Below are 16,092 nucleotides of genomic sequence, written 5' to 3' on the forward strand. Positions count from 1 at the left end.
TAGCGATAAGAGCGGGCTTTCTTACCCCTTTAATTGACTTGGCGTAAGCCCGGTCCAGCGTTTAAATGCTCGTCTGAAATTAGCAATATCATAAAATGATAAGCGCATGGCGACTTGCTCATTGCATTGTTCGCGCATGGCAAGTAGGTAAATCGCTTTGCGCTTACTTTGCTCATCATACAAGGTAGAAAAACGTACGCCATGAGCTTTTAGTTTGCGCTTGAAAGTTGCAGGGCTCATAGCAAATTGGCTGGCGACTTGGTCTAAATTTAACGCCGGATTTTGATAAATTAATCGGCTTACGGCTTCCACAAAAGTGCTATTTGCTGAATCTAATGCCGCTAGCTGCGAGTTAATTTGTGAGAACCGAAAACTACTAAACGCAGGGTTAGTAAGCCTAAGCGCGTGTTTATTTAATACCCAGCGAGTTATAGGCTTTTCAAAAGCAACTTTAAGGCCCAAATGCTGCTCGTATTCTTGGCTATGTCTGGCACGTTTATAGGCAAACTCAAACTGACAAGGTACTCGCTCACCCGCCACTTTTTTTAGAACTTGGTAAAACGCGGCGCTATAAATTTCCATTACGTACTGGCTTATTTCATCATCCAAGCCCACAGCATTTTGCAGCACAATGTAATACTGCTCGTTATGTACATAACTGTAACTAAATAACAAAGGGGCTAGTTGCATGCGTAAATTGTGTAACTGCTTTAAAGCTTGGCCGATATGCGCTGCATGTAACACGCCTTGGGCGGCAACAGAGGTATCGTTTGCTAGTTGACTGCCTAATAAAAAGCCACTGTCGGCGGATTTCATCAACTGCTTAAACTGCGCCAATAAGCGTACTTGCTGCGAAATACTAAACTGATGCTGCACACTCATTAAGTCTTGCTCAAACACCCCTGTGCCTCTGAGTAACTTATGCAGTGCAATGCCGCGACTTAAGGCCAGCTCCACCAGCGTGGTGATCAGTCCCTGTGCGGTGAGATATTTGTCATCTTGATTAAGATACGGCTTCACAATGGCTGACTCTTTGTTGTTTTTGTTGTTGTAACTTAGCGTGTAAACGCGAGCTTAAACTTTGTGGTGTATCGCCATACATACTGCCCACTAAGGCCGCTGTTACATCTTGAAACTTAGCGTGTTTTTCGCCTTCGACCTTAAATGCACAATGGCTCAGCGCCGAGGTAATTTGCGCCACCAGCTCTTTCGCTTGTACTGCGCTGGTGTTTGGCATTAGCACCATAAAGCAGTCTCCTGCATAGCGGCACACCACATCGCTAAGGCGACAATTCATCAATAAAAGCTCGCTTACTTCACCTAGTAAGCGGTCGCCTTCGATAAAGCCAAATTCAGCGTTAAAATCAGCAAAACCACGAATATCAATAGCGATCAGTTGCAGAGGCTGTGGCTCACTTAATTGCTCTTTTAACACAGCTTGTAAGTAATCAGCCTTATACAGCCCAGTTATTGAGCATACTAATTCATGCTCACGATGCTGAGCTTCACGGCGTTTTAGTTGCCTGTTAAGCACGTATTGCTCTTGGTGCCACTGATACAGCCCAAGGCTTGTGAAAATCATGCCTATCGGCGCAGGCAATGATTCAATCCAAGTAAGCCACGTATTGGTTGGTTGATGTAACCACTCATCAAATAAATCAAGGGAAGCTGAAAACATAAAAAGCCCTAGCCCAAGCACTAAAAAGCTGGTGACTTTGCCGGGCGGCCTCGAAATAAGTAGCGCAGCTATCCAAGTCAGGGTCATTAGCACAATGCCACCCTCGCCTAAAATATCTAACCAAGCAATATCGGCAAAAGGCTTTAACTCTCCTGCTTGTGCGCTTAGCAAAAACGCAATCACAAACAAAGCAATAACGGCATTGGTTAAAAATCGATGATGAGTAAAAGGGTTATATCGCATTCTCAGTACCTAACAATAATTCACGCTGCCATGCTAACTCGTTAGCGCTTAAAGCAGCAGGGTCATATTAGCTCAATGATGTGACAGCAAAACGACAGTCATACCTTGTTAAACCCTTTAAGTACTGTAATTGCCTTAAAAAGATGGGGTTATTGCAGCTCAAAAGTACTTTTAAAAGCCTCTAATCACTTGTTTTTACTGGTTGTTAGCGATTTTCTGTCACATTTGCGTCATTTAAGCTGCGTACTTTGCTCATCAAACCAAGGACAACCAGGAGCAAACCCATGAAACAATTTAAAACGAAGGCGTTAGTAAGCGCCCTCGCCTTATGCCAATTTGCCGCTTACGCACAAGACGAACAAAGCAGCGATGAGAAAAAAGTAAAAGTCTCTGAAGAGCTTGTTGTATATGGCGAAATCGGCTATCGCAACCGCTCACAAGAGCTGGCACCGACGCTTGAATACTCACAAGAATACTTTCAACGTTTTGAACCGCTGACTGCCGGTGATGCATTAAAACGTGTACCGAGTGTGACGTTTTTATCGGATGTTTTAGAGTCTGATGGCGCACGTATGCGTGGCTTAAGCCCAGCTTACACAAAGGTGCTTATCAACGGTGAAGAAGTACCTGGTGCAGGTGCTGACCGCTCATTCTTTGTTGACCGTATTCCTGCCGAGCTAATTGAGCGTGTAGAAATTATTCGTGCTTCAAGTGCAAACCGCTCTGCCGATGCCATTGCCGGCACGCTAAACATTGTATTGCGTGACGGTTACAGCCTAGATGGTGGTTACTTGCGTGCAGGTGGCCTGCGTTATGACGATGGCGAATTAAAAGAAAGCTTTGCTGGTGTTTACGGCACTGAGTTTGCTGGCGGTCGTTTACTACTTGGTGCGAACTTACAAGGTCGTTATAACCCAAAACAAAAATCAAGCCTACGCTATGGCGACAGCCCAGAGAATAACGCCAATTACAAAACCGAAGAATTCGATAACCGCGAAGATCAAACAGACACCCGCGATGGTGACGACACCTCACTAAATGCCAGCTACGAAATTGCTTTTGATAATGGCAGCAAGTTTGATATCAGCGCAATTTGGGTTGATACCGACCGTACTGAAGATGAGCGTTCATTCGAATATGACGATCCAACAGCAATCAATAACTCAATTGTTGAAGGCGGTAATCTTGAAACCGACAACGCCAATGTGTCTTACATTGATCAAACCAACTACAACATCAACTCTGGTTATGAGTTACCCCTTTTTGGTGGTACCAGTAAATTTAAGCTTGGTTTTGCAAGCTTTGAAGAGTCAGTTTACGAGCAAGAAGTAGAAATCGATACCTCTGAGTTACCTATGGTGTTTGAGGAAGAAGAAGAAACTGTAGACCTGGATGACAAAGAATGGTCATTACAATGGCAACATAGCTTATTTGCAGGCGAGAGCAAAACGATTCAATTCGGTGCCTTTGTACAAGGTAAAGAGCGCGATACTGCGGTTTATCAAGCCGAAGGTGAAAGCGAGCAAAGCTTTACTAGCTGGGATCAGTTCAACAAAACACCACTGTCACTGGCAGGCTTTAATAACGAGTTTGAAGCAGCCGCTGGTGGCGTCAATAAACTCGAAGAAGACCGCCTAGATGTATTTGCATTAGTTAAGCACGAAGACCAAGACTTCTCGTGGGAGTTAGGTGTGCGCTACGAAACAACTGATTCAACCATTACTGACAAAGTAGAAGGTGTAAGCGCTAAAAACGATTATGACTTCTTCTTACCATCGGCACATTTACGCTACAACGTCTCTGAAAATGGCCGTGTTAGTGCATCGGTTGCACGTAGCTTACGTCGTCCTGACTTTGATTACATCACCCCTGCTCTACTTGAAAAAGAGCTAGGCGATAACGACTTTTTAGGTAACCCAGACCTACAACCAGAATCATCGTGGGGTATGGACTTAGGCTATGAATATCGCTTAGGTAAAAGCGGCGTCGTGGGTATTAATGTGTTCTATCGCGATGTCACTGACCTTATCGAAATAGCCAATACAGGCCAACAAGGCTCAGAAGGTGATGGTACTTACATTTTGCAACCGCGTAACACCGGTGATGGCAACGTAAAAGGTATCGAGCTTGATTTATCAACGCCGCTAAGCGCTATTAGCATGCCAAACACAGGGGTATTCTTTAACTACTCATGGCTTGATTCAGAAGTAGATGACACTTTCGGTAGCCGTAAATTCAACGACCAATCTGACTACGTGTTTAACGTTGGTTTTATTCAAGACCTACCTGATTTAGGCGCTTCGTTCGGTGCAACTTACCGTAAACAAGGTGATGCTTATGGTCGTATCGTGGGTGAAGAAGTAACCACACACTACGGTGCAGACCTTGAAGTATTCGTAGAAAAACGCTGGCAAGACGTCACGCTTCGTTTAGTGGGCTCAAACCTACTTGATGCAAGCAAAGACGAAACCTTCAACAAGTTCGACACGGTTGATGACCAAATCAACCGCGACTTTGACGAGTATGAACTGGAGTCTGAAGAAGCATATCCTGTTATCCAGTTAATGCTGCGCTACGCGTTTTAATACACATAAGAGTTATTAAGGCAGCGCATTGCTGCCTTGTTGTATATTTGGGGATCCCATGAATTTTAAAAAACCACTTAATCTTGTTGCCAGTGCAGTGATGCTAAGCACCCTAGCAGCGTGTAGCCAAACAACGGCAAACGAGGCACCAAGTAAAAACCAATTAACAGCCTTTGGCACAACTGAAAATATGCAAGGCTCACAAGCAGCAGCCCTTGCTGATGACGCTTGGCTATTAAGCTCACAAAGCCAAGGCCTACAACTTATTGATGTCACTGGTAAACAGCACGCATTACAAAAAGGTAACTTCGAAGCGCTATCTGTTAAGGCGATCGACAAAAACAGTTACCTTGTTGCCAGCATCGACAACGAAGCCGACCAAGCGGTGATTTTTAGCTTACAAAAAGCAGCTAAATGGCACCTAACTGAAATTAGCCGTATCAGCCCACCAAAAGCAAAACCTGAGGCGGTGTGCTTATTTGCCAACCCGACCACTCAGGCAGTTTCGGCATTTGTGGCAGACGCTCGTGGTCTTATCCGCGAAACACTGGTGTTTGATATGGCAAGCAAGCGCGCGTTAAACCTTGAATTACGTGAGTTTGCTGGTGTAAGTGAAACATCAGGCTGCGCGGTTGATGATAACAGTAAAACTCTTTATTTAAGTGAAGGCGAGCTAGGCATTTGGCAAATTAACGCCGACGCTGAATCGCGCGCCGATAAAAAGCCCCTTGCTATGATGTCGCCATTTGGCAGCTTAGCGCCTGAAGTTGGCGGATTAAGCACAACAGAAGATGGTAGCTTATGGTTCACCACTTCTGAAGATAACCAATTACATCGCTACGAAAATAGCACAAAGCGTTTTAGCAGCTGGCAATTTGCTGGTGAACTGGCGATTGAGTCTGCCGCAGTGCGCTTTAACAATAATCAAGCTGACATCGTGTTATACGATGATGAATCAGGTCATTATGTAAAAGGTCAAATAGATGGGCAGGCTAAACAACATAATAGCGCTAAAACAGCGGCTGTTACTTACATCAATGCACAAGCGCAAACCGATGCAGTACGTGCTTTTGGTGATGCCGCCGATGACCCTGCAATTTGGGTAAACCCTAATAATGCAGCTAAAAGCTTGATCTTAGGTACCGATAAACGCCGTGGCTTAATGGTGTATGACCTTGCAGGCAAAGAGCTACAAGCACTAGAAACAGGCCGTTTAAATAATGTTGATGTGCGCCAACATGCCAGTATCAACAACGCAACGAATACCTGGATTGCAGGTAGTAACCGTACTCATAACAGCATCAGTGTTTACAGCGTCGATACTCACAATCAGGTGCAACATATTGCAGAGCTGCCAACGACTCTAAACGAAATTTACGGTATGTGTATGTACTCATCAAACACAGGCAACTATGTGTTTATGAATGACAAATCAGGCCTGTTTCAGCAATACAAACTAACAGGTGATAATGAGAGCGTATCTGCACAACTAGTACGCGAGTTTAGTGTTCCAAGCCAACCTGAAGGTTGCAGTGCAGATGATAAAACCGCACAGCTATTTTTAGGTGAAGAAGACGAAGGTATTTGGTTTATTGGCGCTGAGCCAACAGCTGGAAATATACCTGTAATGCTGCAAACCGTGAACGATCTGTTGGTTGATGATGTAGAAGGCATGGAAATCTACCACGCAAAAGATGCCCGTTATTTAGTGGTTTCTAGCCAAGGTGATTACAGCTATGTGCTTTATAAAATTATCGATGGCGCTACCCCTAGCCTAGCGTTTGCGGGTAAATTTGCAATCAGCAATAACCTGGAGTTAGCAATAGATGGCGTATCAGAAACTGATGGCCTAACGGTCACACCAGCTGCACTACCGGGCTACCCTGAAGGGGTGCTAATTGTGCAAGATGGTTACAACCGTATGCCACAGGCACCGCAAAACTTTAAGATTATTGACTGGCGCGAGGTAAAAAAAGCTATTCAATAAGTTACTCTGTAGGGTGCTCGGTTTATCTGGGCACCTTTTTATCTGAACATATTTAATCAGTAAAATAGATAACTAAAACACCCAACTATTGCACCGTAAATTAGCATAGGCAAAAAGGTTTTCTTAAGCACGGTACTTCTTGATTATTCACTCCAACAATACTGGCTACAGCAATAATATTGCTAATGCAGATCATATTCCCCATCGCCGCCCCCGTTGATTGCAACGCAAGCACTAAGGTTTCTGACAAGCCCACTTGCTGTGCAATACCATATTGAATACCGCCAAAGGTAAGATTAGACACGGTTGCAGAGCCTGAAAAGAAAGTGCCGAGTGCCCCCAAGTATGAGGCAAATAACACCCAGTGCTCCCCGCTTAAATCAGCAAAGGTACTCGCCATATAAAATATGGGCGCATTATGGCCGCCTTGCATTAAAACATTCACCATCACCAGCGCCCCGATTAAAGCGATACATGGCATAGCAATACGGCCTAAGGTGTCGGAGCACATTTGCTTTACTTGTGGCTTGCTCATTTTAAGTAACGGCACGCAGATCAGTACCACCAATACAAACGGGATCAAGGCTGGTACAAACAAGGTTTTATACGACCACCCCACTGAGGTACCAAATATCTCATGTAAAGATAAGATCAGTGCTTTGCTTAATTCAAATTGTGCAAAGCCCAAATGAATACTCACCCATAGCGTTTCGTCGTTAAGCAATGCTTTAATGCCCAACTGATGAATACGGGTTATCACCAGCACAACAATCAAAAGTAATAACGGGAATAATGCTAAAAATAGCGCTTTGGGTGTGAACTCAGCTTTGCCTTTCGTGCTTTGTGCATTTACAGCTGAGTTATCTAAACCCACTCCCCGACTTGCTAAATAGATAGTGACTAATAGACCCACTGCGCCACCTATCAGTGATGGAAATTCATAGTTCCACTGGGCAAACAACCAATAAGGCAAAACACATGAAAACACACTTAAATAAATGAATACGCTATTTTGACGCACCTTTTTTAGTGGTAAAACAAGACACAGCGCAATCATAGGAATAACCAAAGCAGCAATAACATGACAAAGCGCCGTCCATCTTGAAATAGCCAGCACTTGCCCGTCATCTAATTGAAGCGCCGAAAAGCCAAACCATGTTGGTGTGCCAACTGCACCAAAAGATACGGGAATCGAGTTTAAAATAAGAGTGAAAATAATCACTTTAAAAGGCGAGAAACCAAGCCCGACCAAAATAGGCGCAGCGATGGCCGCAGGCGTGCCAAATCCCGATGCACCTTCGAGCATAAATGCAAATGCCCAGCCGATGATCATCAACTGTGCAACTTGATTACTGCTAATAGATTCGAGCCAATGTTTGATCGTGGTTTCGGCCCCTGATATTGCCAACATGCGGTTAAGTAAAATAGCCCCAGCAATAATCGAAATAGGCGTCATAACAGACAATACACCAGCAAACGAATTAGCAAGCAACAGCCTTAAATCAGCTTGAAAGTAAAACAGTTGCAGTAAAGCAGCGAGTAGCGCTGTTATGGGTAAGGCAATATAAGAGGCGATGGGGCTGCTTTTTACCATCATCCAGATCAGCACCAAAATAGGCAGTGCAGCCACTAGGGTATTCATGGGTCATCCTGTTGTTTTTATTAAGCGCTTTCCTTATTTCAAAGTATAGACAGGATAACCCTAATCAGTATTTTTTATTTGTTAAATGAGTGTATTAAATGAGTGTACTTAGCCACCAAAGTAACAGTACTAACACAGAAATAGCCACTAGGGCTTTGGTTTTGTGCTTTTGAATAATTCGCTCAGCCTGATTACCCGCGTAATAAACAACGGCAGCAAGAGCAAAGTAGCGAATTGAACGCGCAATGACCGTTGCCAGTAAAAATAGAAAAATCGAATACTTAGTAGCCCCAGCGGCAAGCATGGCAATTTGAAATGGGATGGGCACAATACCGAGCGTCAATACAAACCAAAAGCCTTGTGCCTGCATTTTTTGCTTAACTTGCTCGAATTGCTCAGGGTTTGAGAAGGTATTAATCACCCAATCGCCCACTACATCAAATAGATAATAGCCGAGGGCATAGCCAAAAATAGCACCGATTATACAACCTATGGTCGCCATTAAGGCAATTAACCAAAGCTTTTCACGGCGGGCTTGCATTAACGGAATAAGCACAGCTTCAAGAGGAATAGGCACTATGGTTGACTCTAAAAATGATGCCACCGTAACCGATTTAAGCATATGTTTTGAGTCAATAAACTGCCGTGTTTTTTGCTTAAGCTTTTTTGCAATCGCCATTATTCATCCTTAATCGTTTTGTTGCATTTTAGGTTACAACAAAAAGTCTTAACCGTCCCTTACGGTTTATGAACATAGCGACTACGACCCTGATTTTTAGCCAAATAAAGCGCTTGATCAGCACGTTTCAAGGTACTACTAAAGGTCTCAGTAGCACGTTTGATCGCTGAACCAACACTCACGCTGAGCGTTTTACTCGGTGTCACCATCACATTACTGGCCAGGCTCAGCAGTTGCTCGCAGGTAGCATGTAATTCATCTGCATCATCTGTGGCAACATACATTGCAAACTCCTCACCACCAATTCGCGCAAATAGAACGTCTTCTCCTAATGCTTGGTGACACTGATAAACAAAGTCTATCAATACCTGATCGCCTACATCATGACCATATTCATCATTAATCGCCTTAAAATGATCAATATCGGCGATCACTAAACTATGTGGTTTACTTTGGTTTTGCTGCACATAATGGTAAAAATAACGACGATTGTACGCCTTTGTTAATACATCGGTTTTTAGCTCTTCTTCGAGCTGCTCTCGGGTTTTAGCTAAATCAGTAAGCGCTAAATAAAGACCAAACCCAGTGATAAGCATCCCTAAGGTGCGGGTAATATCTTCGATATAAATGCCGATCCAGATTGGTTGGAACACCAGCTCATCTAAAAAATCAAATGTAAGTCCGACGCTCCAAAGGAAGATACCCACACTTAAAAATAAGTAACTGCGCTTAGCAACCACCGAGGTTTGCACAAACGCAAAAATACAAATCAAAATGAGCAAATTAATAGCATCACTGAGCACACCATTTAAGTAAACATCACTTTCAAGCCGATTAAAGTTATACAAATAAGTCACGACTATCATCAATAAAACGACAACAAAAAAGCTAATAAAGAATTGCTTTACTACAAGAGGTACTGAATTTAACTCAGCCTTTACTTCTGGAGGGGGTGCTTGCTTATTCATAATTAATCACGACAACTTGCTGCAATGAATTAAACATTAGCAAAGCAAATTTAAAAGTGCATGATAAAGCCACTATAAAGGGGAAAAACCAGCGTTTTTACTGGAGTAAATATTCTAAACATAAGCCGTTTTAGTCAGTAAAAAAGTCTAAGTTCATGCCATTTGCCACTAACGGTCGCAATTTTGTCGTTATTTTTTTATTATCCCAGCCAGTTTTAATGACATTACACAAATCTATGAGCAACGCGCGATTCATCCCTTTCCGAAAACACGACATCATAAATCTTTGCCAAGCTTACTTGGGTGAGCCGCAATCAGCTTCGTTTATGGAGTTTGCTACTCTTTTGCAAAGCGTGACTCATTATCAATATCACGAGCTGCTGGAGTCTTTAAAAAACAACTATGCGCCATTTGACCCAAATAGCGACACCCGCACGCTAACACCGATTACCAACGAGCAACGTGCCAGCTACCAATCTGCCTTTGCAAAAGAGTTTGCCAAAGTACTCAATGCTGCCAATTTTGAAACCATTACCAATCAAGACTTACAAGATGCACTGAATGAAGAGTCTTTATTTAAAGTACGTTTAGCCGTTGAGTTTGATGACTTTGCAGAAGTGGTCTTTTACCGTCGCGGCGAATCGCAAAAAACCGAGACGCTACGCAGTTTTTGGGGGCTTAAGAAAAAGCAGATTCAGTTTACTAACTATGACCGCGTTGCCATATTCATCCGCTTTAAAGACGAGCAGTACTTTTTAGAAAAAGGCAAAATGCCGGTAGGCTTTGAGCCAAACTCAACCATCGTCAAATTATTCCAGAATGTGCCAAAAGCCGATTTAGAAATGCTGTTTCCGAATAGCGAAGTAAAAATGCGTCCAATAGATAAACTGATTATTGGTTCATCAGCACTGATTGGTGGAGCTGTGGTACTGGTAACAAAATTAGGTGCGTCAATTTTACTCCTGATTGCTATGATTGCCTTTTGGGGTGGTTGGCGCAGTGAAGAAGTGCATATGAGTCAGCAACACTTTATTACCTTTGCAATCGGCATGGGGGTGTTTGGCAGCTTTATTTTTAAAGAATGGAGCAAGTTTAAAAACCGCAAAATTCGTTTTATGAAAGCACTGGCCGACAATTTGTATTTTAAAAACCTCGATAACAACGCCGGGGTTTTTCATACCCTAGTCGATGCAGCTGAAGAAGAAGATGTTAAAGAAGCGCTACTTGCCTACACCTTTTTACTAAAAAGCGAATCAGCGATGACTGCACAGCAATTAGATAGTCAAATTGAGCAATGGTTTAACGCGCAGCATCATTGCCAGCTTGACTTTGAAATTGATGACGCTTTAGACAAGCTAGTAAGGCTTGAGCTGGTTAATCAACAAAATGACGTTTATACAGCGGTTGATTTAGATAAGGCCAAACAGCGTTTAGATGCGCGTTGGGATGACTATTTTAAGTTTGCCTAAGCCTTTAAAATCAGGTACTAGCAAGTACAAATAGAGTTTGAGTCTATTTAACTCTCGTTACGGCATTTTGGTCTCAATGTGCTTGCGCAGTAAATGGTCTGCTTTTAGGATAAAATTTTACGGCTAAAAAAAGACCATTCCATGCAATTAAAAAAAACAATTCTTATTGGAGCAAGTTTGCTGTGCGCAGCAACGACGGCTCAAGTATATGCTAACGACAAGTTTGTCTCTGAAGATATTTTTCAACTTGAATTCGCAGGCGACCCACAAATAAGCCCAGACGGTAAAAAAATCGTTTATGTGCGCAGCGGCTACGACATCATGAAAGATGGTAACAAGCGTAGCTTTTGGCTGTACGATATAAAGTCAGGTCAACACACGCCGCTGTTTTCTGATGAGCATAACTACAGCCAACCCACTTGGTCTCCAGATAGCAAGAAAATTGCTTTTACCAGCAACTCAAGCGGTTCGAATCAACTTCACGTTTATTGGTTAGCGCAAGACAAACAAGCATTATTAACGCAACTACCAAAATCAGTACGAAACTTAACGTGGTCGAATGACTCTGCACAAATTGCTTTCACTATGAGCATTCCTGAAGGCAAATCTGCGTTCGCTAAATCAGTCAAATTACCGAAAAAACCAAAAGGCGCTGAGTGGTCAAAACCAGTGAGAGTGTTTGAAAAAGCACGCTATCAAGCTGATGGCGCTGGCTTTTTAGAGCCTTCATATCGTCACGTTTTTGTTATTCCGGTTTCGGGTGGCACACCACGCCAATTAACATCGGGTGATTATCAGCATTATGGCCCACTGGCATGGGATCCAAGCAACACAAAACTGGCTTTTTCTGCTGATCGCAATGATGAGTGGGAATATCGTACAACTGAGTCAGACCTCTATGAAATCAATGTAAAATCAGGTGAGCTTACGCAACTAACTGATTTACCAGGCCGTGAAAGTAATCCGCGTTACGCTGAAGACGGTGATGAACTAGCCTTTGTTGCGCGTGACAACGCCCCTGTGCCTTACATTAACTCAACACTATCTATGCTCGATTTAGACGATAAATCAATCAAGCATATTACTGAAAAATTAGACCGCTCAGTGGCTGATTATAAGTGGTCAGGCGATGGCGACTTTGTTATTCAGTACGATGATTTTGGCAAGCGTAAGCTCGCTAAAGTAAACAGCCGCGGTAAGGTCACTGACTTAACTGATACGGTATCGGGCACTTCAATTGGTCGTCCGTATATCAGTGGTAGTTTCAGCATGGCCAATAATGGCGCTATTGCGTACACCACAGGCAGTGAATACCGCCCAGCTGATTTAGGCTACCTATACAAGGGTAAAAGTAAAACGCTAACTTCATTAAATGAAGATGTGTTAGGCCATAAAAATCTTGGTAAAGTGCACGAACTAAATGTTAAGTCACAGTTCGATGGCCAAGCTATTCAAGGTTGGTACATTACGCCACCTGATTTTGATGAGAACAAACAATACCCATTAATGGTTGAAATTCATGGCGATCCACATCTTGCCTATGGCCCAAGCTTTACTGCTGAATTACAACGTTATGCCGCTGAAGGTTATGTGGTTGTGTATGTGAATTACCGTGGCTCAACAAGTTACGGTAAAGACTTTGCACTACTGCTAGATGGTAAATACAGTTCAGAAGAAGACTTTGCTGACCACAACTCAGCAGTTGATGCCATGATTGCTAAAGGCTTTATCGACAAAGATAACCTATTTATTGCGGGTGGTTCAGCAGGTGGTATTGCAACGGCTTATGCGGTTGGTTTAACAAACCGCTTCAACGCTGCGGCAATTACCAAGCCTGTGATCAACTGGTTAAGTAAAACGCTTTCAGCTGACAGCTATATTGGTCAAATTCGTAACCAGTTCCCTGGCATGCCTTGGGATAATGTTGAGCACTACTGGAAACGTTCGCCGCTTTCATTAGTGGGTAACGTCACCACGCCATCATTGATCATGACAGGTGAAGAAGACCGCCGTACGCCAATTTCAGAATCAGAGCAATTCTATCAAGCATTAAAACTGCAAAAGGTAGATACCGTGCTTATTCGTGTACCGGGCTCACCCCATGGTATTGCGGGTCGTCCATCACGTATGATTTCGAAAATTGAATACACGCTTGCGTGGTTCAAACAATATCAGAAGTAATGAATTAAGCAGGAGTGAGATGCTCACTCCTCTTAAAAATAATGATGACTAAGCGCAAGTTGAGCAGAACCTATCGACTGCGCTTTTTCCCCGCACACGCCTAAACCCACTTCACAGCTACGTAGTCCACGACTATCTAAACGTGCAAATGCGGCAATTGATAACTGCTTGAGCTGTTCAAGTGCTTTACTCGGTAACGGCGAATCAATAATCACAGCTTGCATATCTAATAAACTTAAACTGTTATGCATGGCAATACTGATAGCCTCAGCGGCTTTTTCAAGCCAAGGCTGAACAAGTCGTTTATGATCTGAAAACTGACTGTCTGTTAGCTCATACACTGAAATACCCAACTGCAGCTTATCAAACTCGCTTTGCAGTGAAAGTAATGAACATTGGCTAAGTAACTGTTCACGATCAGTGTTTAGCATTGAGCCTATAGCACCGGCATTACCACTTTTACCTTCGAGAAGTTGCTGGTTAATCACCACAGCCCCACCTAAAAAAGCCCCCAAATAAACATACAAAAAATCGCTGTAGTTATTAGGGTTACCAAGGCTTAGCTCTGCACAGCAGGCAGCGTTATTGTCGTTACTAATATAAACAGGGAGCTGGAACTGGCTTTCTAAGTAACCTTTTAAGTCGAAGTTTTGCCACTGACTAAGTGTATTGGTTGCTGAGCCTGAAGCGGCTTGCCATTGCCAAATATCAAACGGCATAGCGACCCCAAGCCCACACACATGTGAGCGCAGCTCAGTCTCTAATTGACTGATTAGCTTTGGGATATGTGTTTCTAAAAATGATTTAAGCTCTTCAACCGATGCTTCATGCACCTCAACAGATACAGACGTCCTTTGCGTGCTTTGTAAGTCAACGAGTATCAGGTCAAAGCGTCGTCGCCCGATTTTCAAACCAAAACTAAATGCACCATCTGGGTTGAGCCTAAACGGCACACTTGGCTGCCCTACTCGCCCTTTAACAGGTGCATCACGAAGCAACAGCTTATCTTCTTCAAGCTTATTAATATTCACTGTTGCCGCCTGAGCAGACAAGGCTAACGCTTTTGCTATTTGTGCTTTAGGCATGCTTTGCTGTTGCCTAATTAAACTTAAGATTGCGCGCTCGTTATTGCTTCTTGGTGCTCGCGATAAACTGCTCTTCATAACATCCTTCTTGATACAAGCTTGATAAGCGGCCTATTAGACCTGTTTGCAGTACTATCTACCAGTCAAAATAATAAATCAACTAGGTTGATTTATTGTTTATAGTCGTGAATACTGTCGGCCACAACAATATGAACACATTAACCTGGTGAACTATGCAAACACAGTCCGCTATTGTATCGCGCCAAATGCTTTGGCCTTTTATTCTGCTTACGATTTGCTTTGCTGCTTGGGGTACTGCGGCCAATATGACAGACCCATTAGTGAAAGTTTTTAGCAAAACATTTTCTATGAGTGCGTTGCAATCAGCACTGGTGCAGTTTAGTTATTACGGCGCGTATTTTTGCTTAGCTTTACCGGCGGCCATGATCAATAGACGGTTTAATTATAAAACAGGGCTGTTAGTGGGTTTAGCCATGACCGCTTGTGGTGCCTTATTGTTTTACCCTGCTAGTCAAACCATGCTCTATAGCCACTTTTTATTGGCCTTGTTTATTCTTGCTGGTGGTTTGTCTATTTTAGAAACCTCTGCCAATCCCTACGTCATGCAGTTAGGATGCGAGCAAACAGCAACCCGCAGACTTAACCTCGCGCAAGCATTTAACCCTGTTGGGACTAATATTGGTGTGTTTTTAGCGGCGACGTTGATCTTACCGAACTTAAATCAAGCTGATAGCGCAAGCCGTGCCCTGATGAGTGAAGCGCAATTAAAAACCGTTGTGAGTGCAGAGCTCGATGCTGTGATGGTGCCGTATGTGGGTATGGCCTGTTGCTTAATCTTACTATGGCTATGTATCTTCTTTAGCCGCTCTCCTGCAACAGAAACAAAAGTAACATCGCAGCCGCGTAAACTTAAAAAGACCTTTCAACATTTGTATCAAAACAAGCATTATCGATTTGGTGTGCTGGCACAATTTTTTAATGTTGGCGCGCAAACCTGTGTATGGACCTACACCATTGGCTACACCATGGAAGCACTTAACACTACAGAAGTTACCGGCGGCCAAGTCTTACAATATTCGATGTTGGTGTTTTTAGTATCTCGTTTCATTATGACATGGCTAATGCGCTTTATTAGCGGCGCTAAATTACTGCGTTTTATGGCTTTAATTGCAGCCGTGCTGTGTTTTATTGTTACCACACAAGTGAATTTAGTGGGTGTAGTCGCACTTGTAGCTATTTCAAGCTGTCTATCTTTGATGTTTCCAACCATCTACGGCACAGCACTTGAAGGCCTTGGCGAAGATGCAAAAGTTGGTGCAGCTGGTTTAGTAATGGCAATTTTAGGGGGCGCATTTTTACCTCTGATCCAAGCCGCAACCATAGATGCTTTTAACACTGCGGTTTCGTTTGTTGTACCACTTGGATGTTTTCTTATCGTATCTCTTTATGGGCACCACAGCATTAGGTCACCACGACACCAGCAATCATAATTTTTAAAGGCATCTTGCAAAGTCAGATGCCTTTTATAATTGTACTTTGTGGTTAGATAATGTG

Annotated in this window: 11 protein-coding genes; 5 read left to right on the forward strand and 6 right to left on the reverse strand. The window is 43.1% G+C overall.

What is annotated here, in order from left to right; translation table 11 throughout:
• Positions 1-21: 21 nt before the first annotated feature.
• Both ACRWSG_RS03760 and ACRWSG_RS03765 read right to left on the reverse strand, forming a co-directional pair.
• A complete protein-coding gene (locus tag ACRWSG_RS03760; RefSeq protein ID WP_462165660.1) occupies positions 22-1,020 on the reverse strand; it encodes a helix-turn-helix domain-containing protein in 999 nt (332 codons plus the stop codon).
• A complete protein-coding gene (locus ACRWSG_RS03765; RefSeq protein WP_462165661.1) occupies positions 1,004-1,921 on the reverse strand; it encodes a GGDEF domain-containing protein in 918 nt (305 codons plus the stop codon). Before ACRWSG_RS03765 ends, ACRWSG_RS03760 begins: the two co-directional genes overlap by 17 nt.
• 284 nt (positions 1,922-2,205) lie before the next feature.
• Between ACRWSG_RS03765 and ACRWSG_RS03770 the strand changes: the two genes are divergently transcribed.
• Positions 2,206-4,506: a TonB-dependent receptor plug domain-containing protein gene (locus tag ACRWSG_RS03770; RefSeq protein WP_462165662.1), complete on the forward strand. Its 2,301-nt coding sequence runs from the start codon at positions 2,206-2,208 to the stop codon at positions 4,504-4,506.
• 58 nt (positions 4,507-4,564) lie between these two features.
• Positions 4,565-6,493 (forward strand): phytase, encoded by a 1,929-nt coding sequence (locus ACRWSG_RS03775; RefSeq protein ID WP_462165663.1) that lies wholly within the window; start codon positions 4,565-4,567, stop codon positions 6,491-6,493.
• A gap of 100 nt (positions 6,494-6,593) precedes the next feature.
• Here ACRWSG_RS03775 and ACRWSG_RS03780 read toward each other — a convergent pair whose 3' ends face one another.
• The 3 genes from ACRWSG_RS03780 to ACRWSG_RS03790 form a co-directional block, all read right to left on the reverse strand.
• Positions 6,594-8,135 carry an L-lactate permease gene (locus tag ACRWSG_RS03780; RefSeq protein WP_462165664.1) on the reverse strand — a complete coding sequence of 514 codons (1,542 nt, stop codon included), beginning with the start codon at positions 8,133-8,135 and terminating at the stop codon, positions 6,594-6,596.
• A 94-nt stretch (positions 8,136-8,229) separates the two neighbouring features.
• On the reverse strand, positions 8,230-8,814 hold the full coding sequence (locus ACRWSG_RS03785; protein ID WP_138599925.1) for a YqaA family protein: 585 nt from the start codon (positions 8,812-8,814) through the stop codon (positions 8,230-8,232).
• Between the two features lie 59 nt (positions 8,815-8,873).
• Positions 8,874-9,782 (reverse strand): GGDEF domain-containing protein, encoded by a 909-nt coding sequence (locus ACRWSG_RS03790; RefSeq protein ID WP_138599924.1) that lies wholly within the window; start codon positions 9,780-9,782, stop codon positions 8,874-8,876.
• Positions 9,783-10,018: 236 nt separating this feature from the next.
• On the opposite strand from ACRWSG_RS03790, the gene ACRWSG_RS03795 reads away from it, so the two are divergent.
• Together ACRWSG_RS03795 and ACRWSG_RS03800 are read left to right on the forward strand one after the other, a co-directional pair.
• On the forward strand, positions 10,019-11,251 hold the full coding sequence (locus ACRWSG_RS03795) for a TMEM143 family protein (RefSeq protein ID WP_462166891.1): 1,233 nt from the start codon (positions 10,019-10,021) through the stop codon (positions 11,249-11,251).
• Between the two features lie 141 nt (positions 11,252-11,392).
• Positions 11,393-13,432: an alpha/beta hydrolase family protein gene (locus tag ACRWSG_RS03800; RefSeq protein ID WP_462165665.1), complete on the forward strand. Its 2,040-nt coding sequence runs from the start codon at positions 11,393-11,395 to the stop codon at positions 13,430-13,432.
• A 32-nt stretch (positions 13,433-13,464) separates the two neighbouring features.
• On the opposite strand, the gene ACRWSG_RS03805 is transcribed toward ACRWSG_RS03800, so the two are convergent.
• Positions 13,465-14,595 carry an ROK family transcriptional regulator gene (locus ACRWSG_RS03805; protein WP_462165666.1) on the reverse strand — a complete coding sequence of 377 codons (1,131 nt, stop codon included), beginning with the start codon at positions 14,593-14,595 and terminating at the stop codon, positions 13,465-13,467.
• Positions 14,596-14,750: 155 nt separating this feature from the next.
• On the opposite strand from ACRWSG_RS03805, the gene fucP reads away from it, so the two are divergent.
• Positions 14,751-16,028 (forward strand): L-fucose:H+ symporter permease, encoded by a 1,278-nt coding sequence (fucP, locus tag ACRWSG_RS03810; protein ID WP_462165667.1) that lies wholly within the window; start codon positions 14,751-14,753, stop codon positions 16,026-16,028.
• Positions 16,029-16,092 lie beyond the last annotated feature (64 nt).

The sequence above is a fragment of the Pseudoalteromonas sp. GB43 genome, from assembly GCF_054923805.1.

Excerpts from the sequence above, each read along its gene's own strand:
- fucP (WP_462165667.1), top strand. The coding sequence starts at position 14,751 with ATGCAAACACAGTCCGCTATTGTATCGCGCCAAATGCTTTGGCCTTTT.
- ACRWSG_RS03790 (WP_138599924.1), bottom strand. The coding sequence starts at position 9,782 with ATGAATAAGCAAGCACCCCCTCCAGAAGTAAAGGCTGAGTTAAATTCA.
- ACRWSG_RS03765 (WP_462165661.1), bottom strand. The coding sequence starts at position 1,921 with ATGCGATATAACCCTTTTACTCATCATCGATTTTTAACCAATGCCGTT.
- ACRWSG_RS03795 (WP_462166891.1), top strand. The coding sequence starts at position 10,019 with ATGAGCAACGCGCGATTCATCCCTTTCCGAAAACACGACATCATAAAT.
- ACRWSG_RS03775 (WP_462165663.1), top strand. The coding sequence starts at position 4,565 with ATGAATTTTAAAAAACCACTTAATCTTGTTGCCAGTGCAGTGATGCTA.
- ACRWSG_RS03805 (WP_462165666.1), bottom strand. The coding sequence starts at position 14,595 with ATGAAGAGCAGTTTATCGCGAGCACCAAGAAGCAATAACGAGCGCGCA.
- ACRWSG_RS03770 (WP_462165662.1), top strand. The coding sequence starts at position 2,206 with ATGAAACAATTTAAAACGAAGGCGTTAGTAAGCGCCCTCGCCTTATGC.
- ACRWSG_RS03800 (WP_462165665.1), top strand. The coding sequence starts at position 11,393 with ATGCAATTAAAAAAAACAATTCTTATTGGAGCAAGTTTGCTGTGCGCA.
- ACRWSG_RS03785 (WP_138599925.1), bottom strand. The coding sequence starts at position 8,814 with ATGGCGATTGCAAAAAAGCTTAAGCAAAAAACACGGCAGTTTATTGAC.
- ACRWSG_RS03780 (WP_462165664.1), bottom strand. The coding sequence starts at position 8,135 with ATGAATACCCTAGTGGCTGCACTGCCTATTTTGGTGCTGATCTGGATG.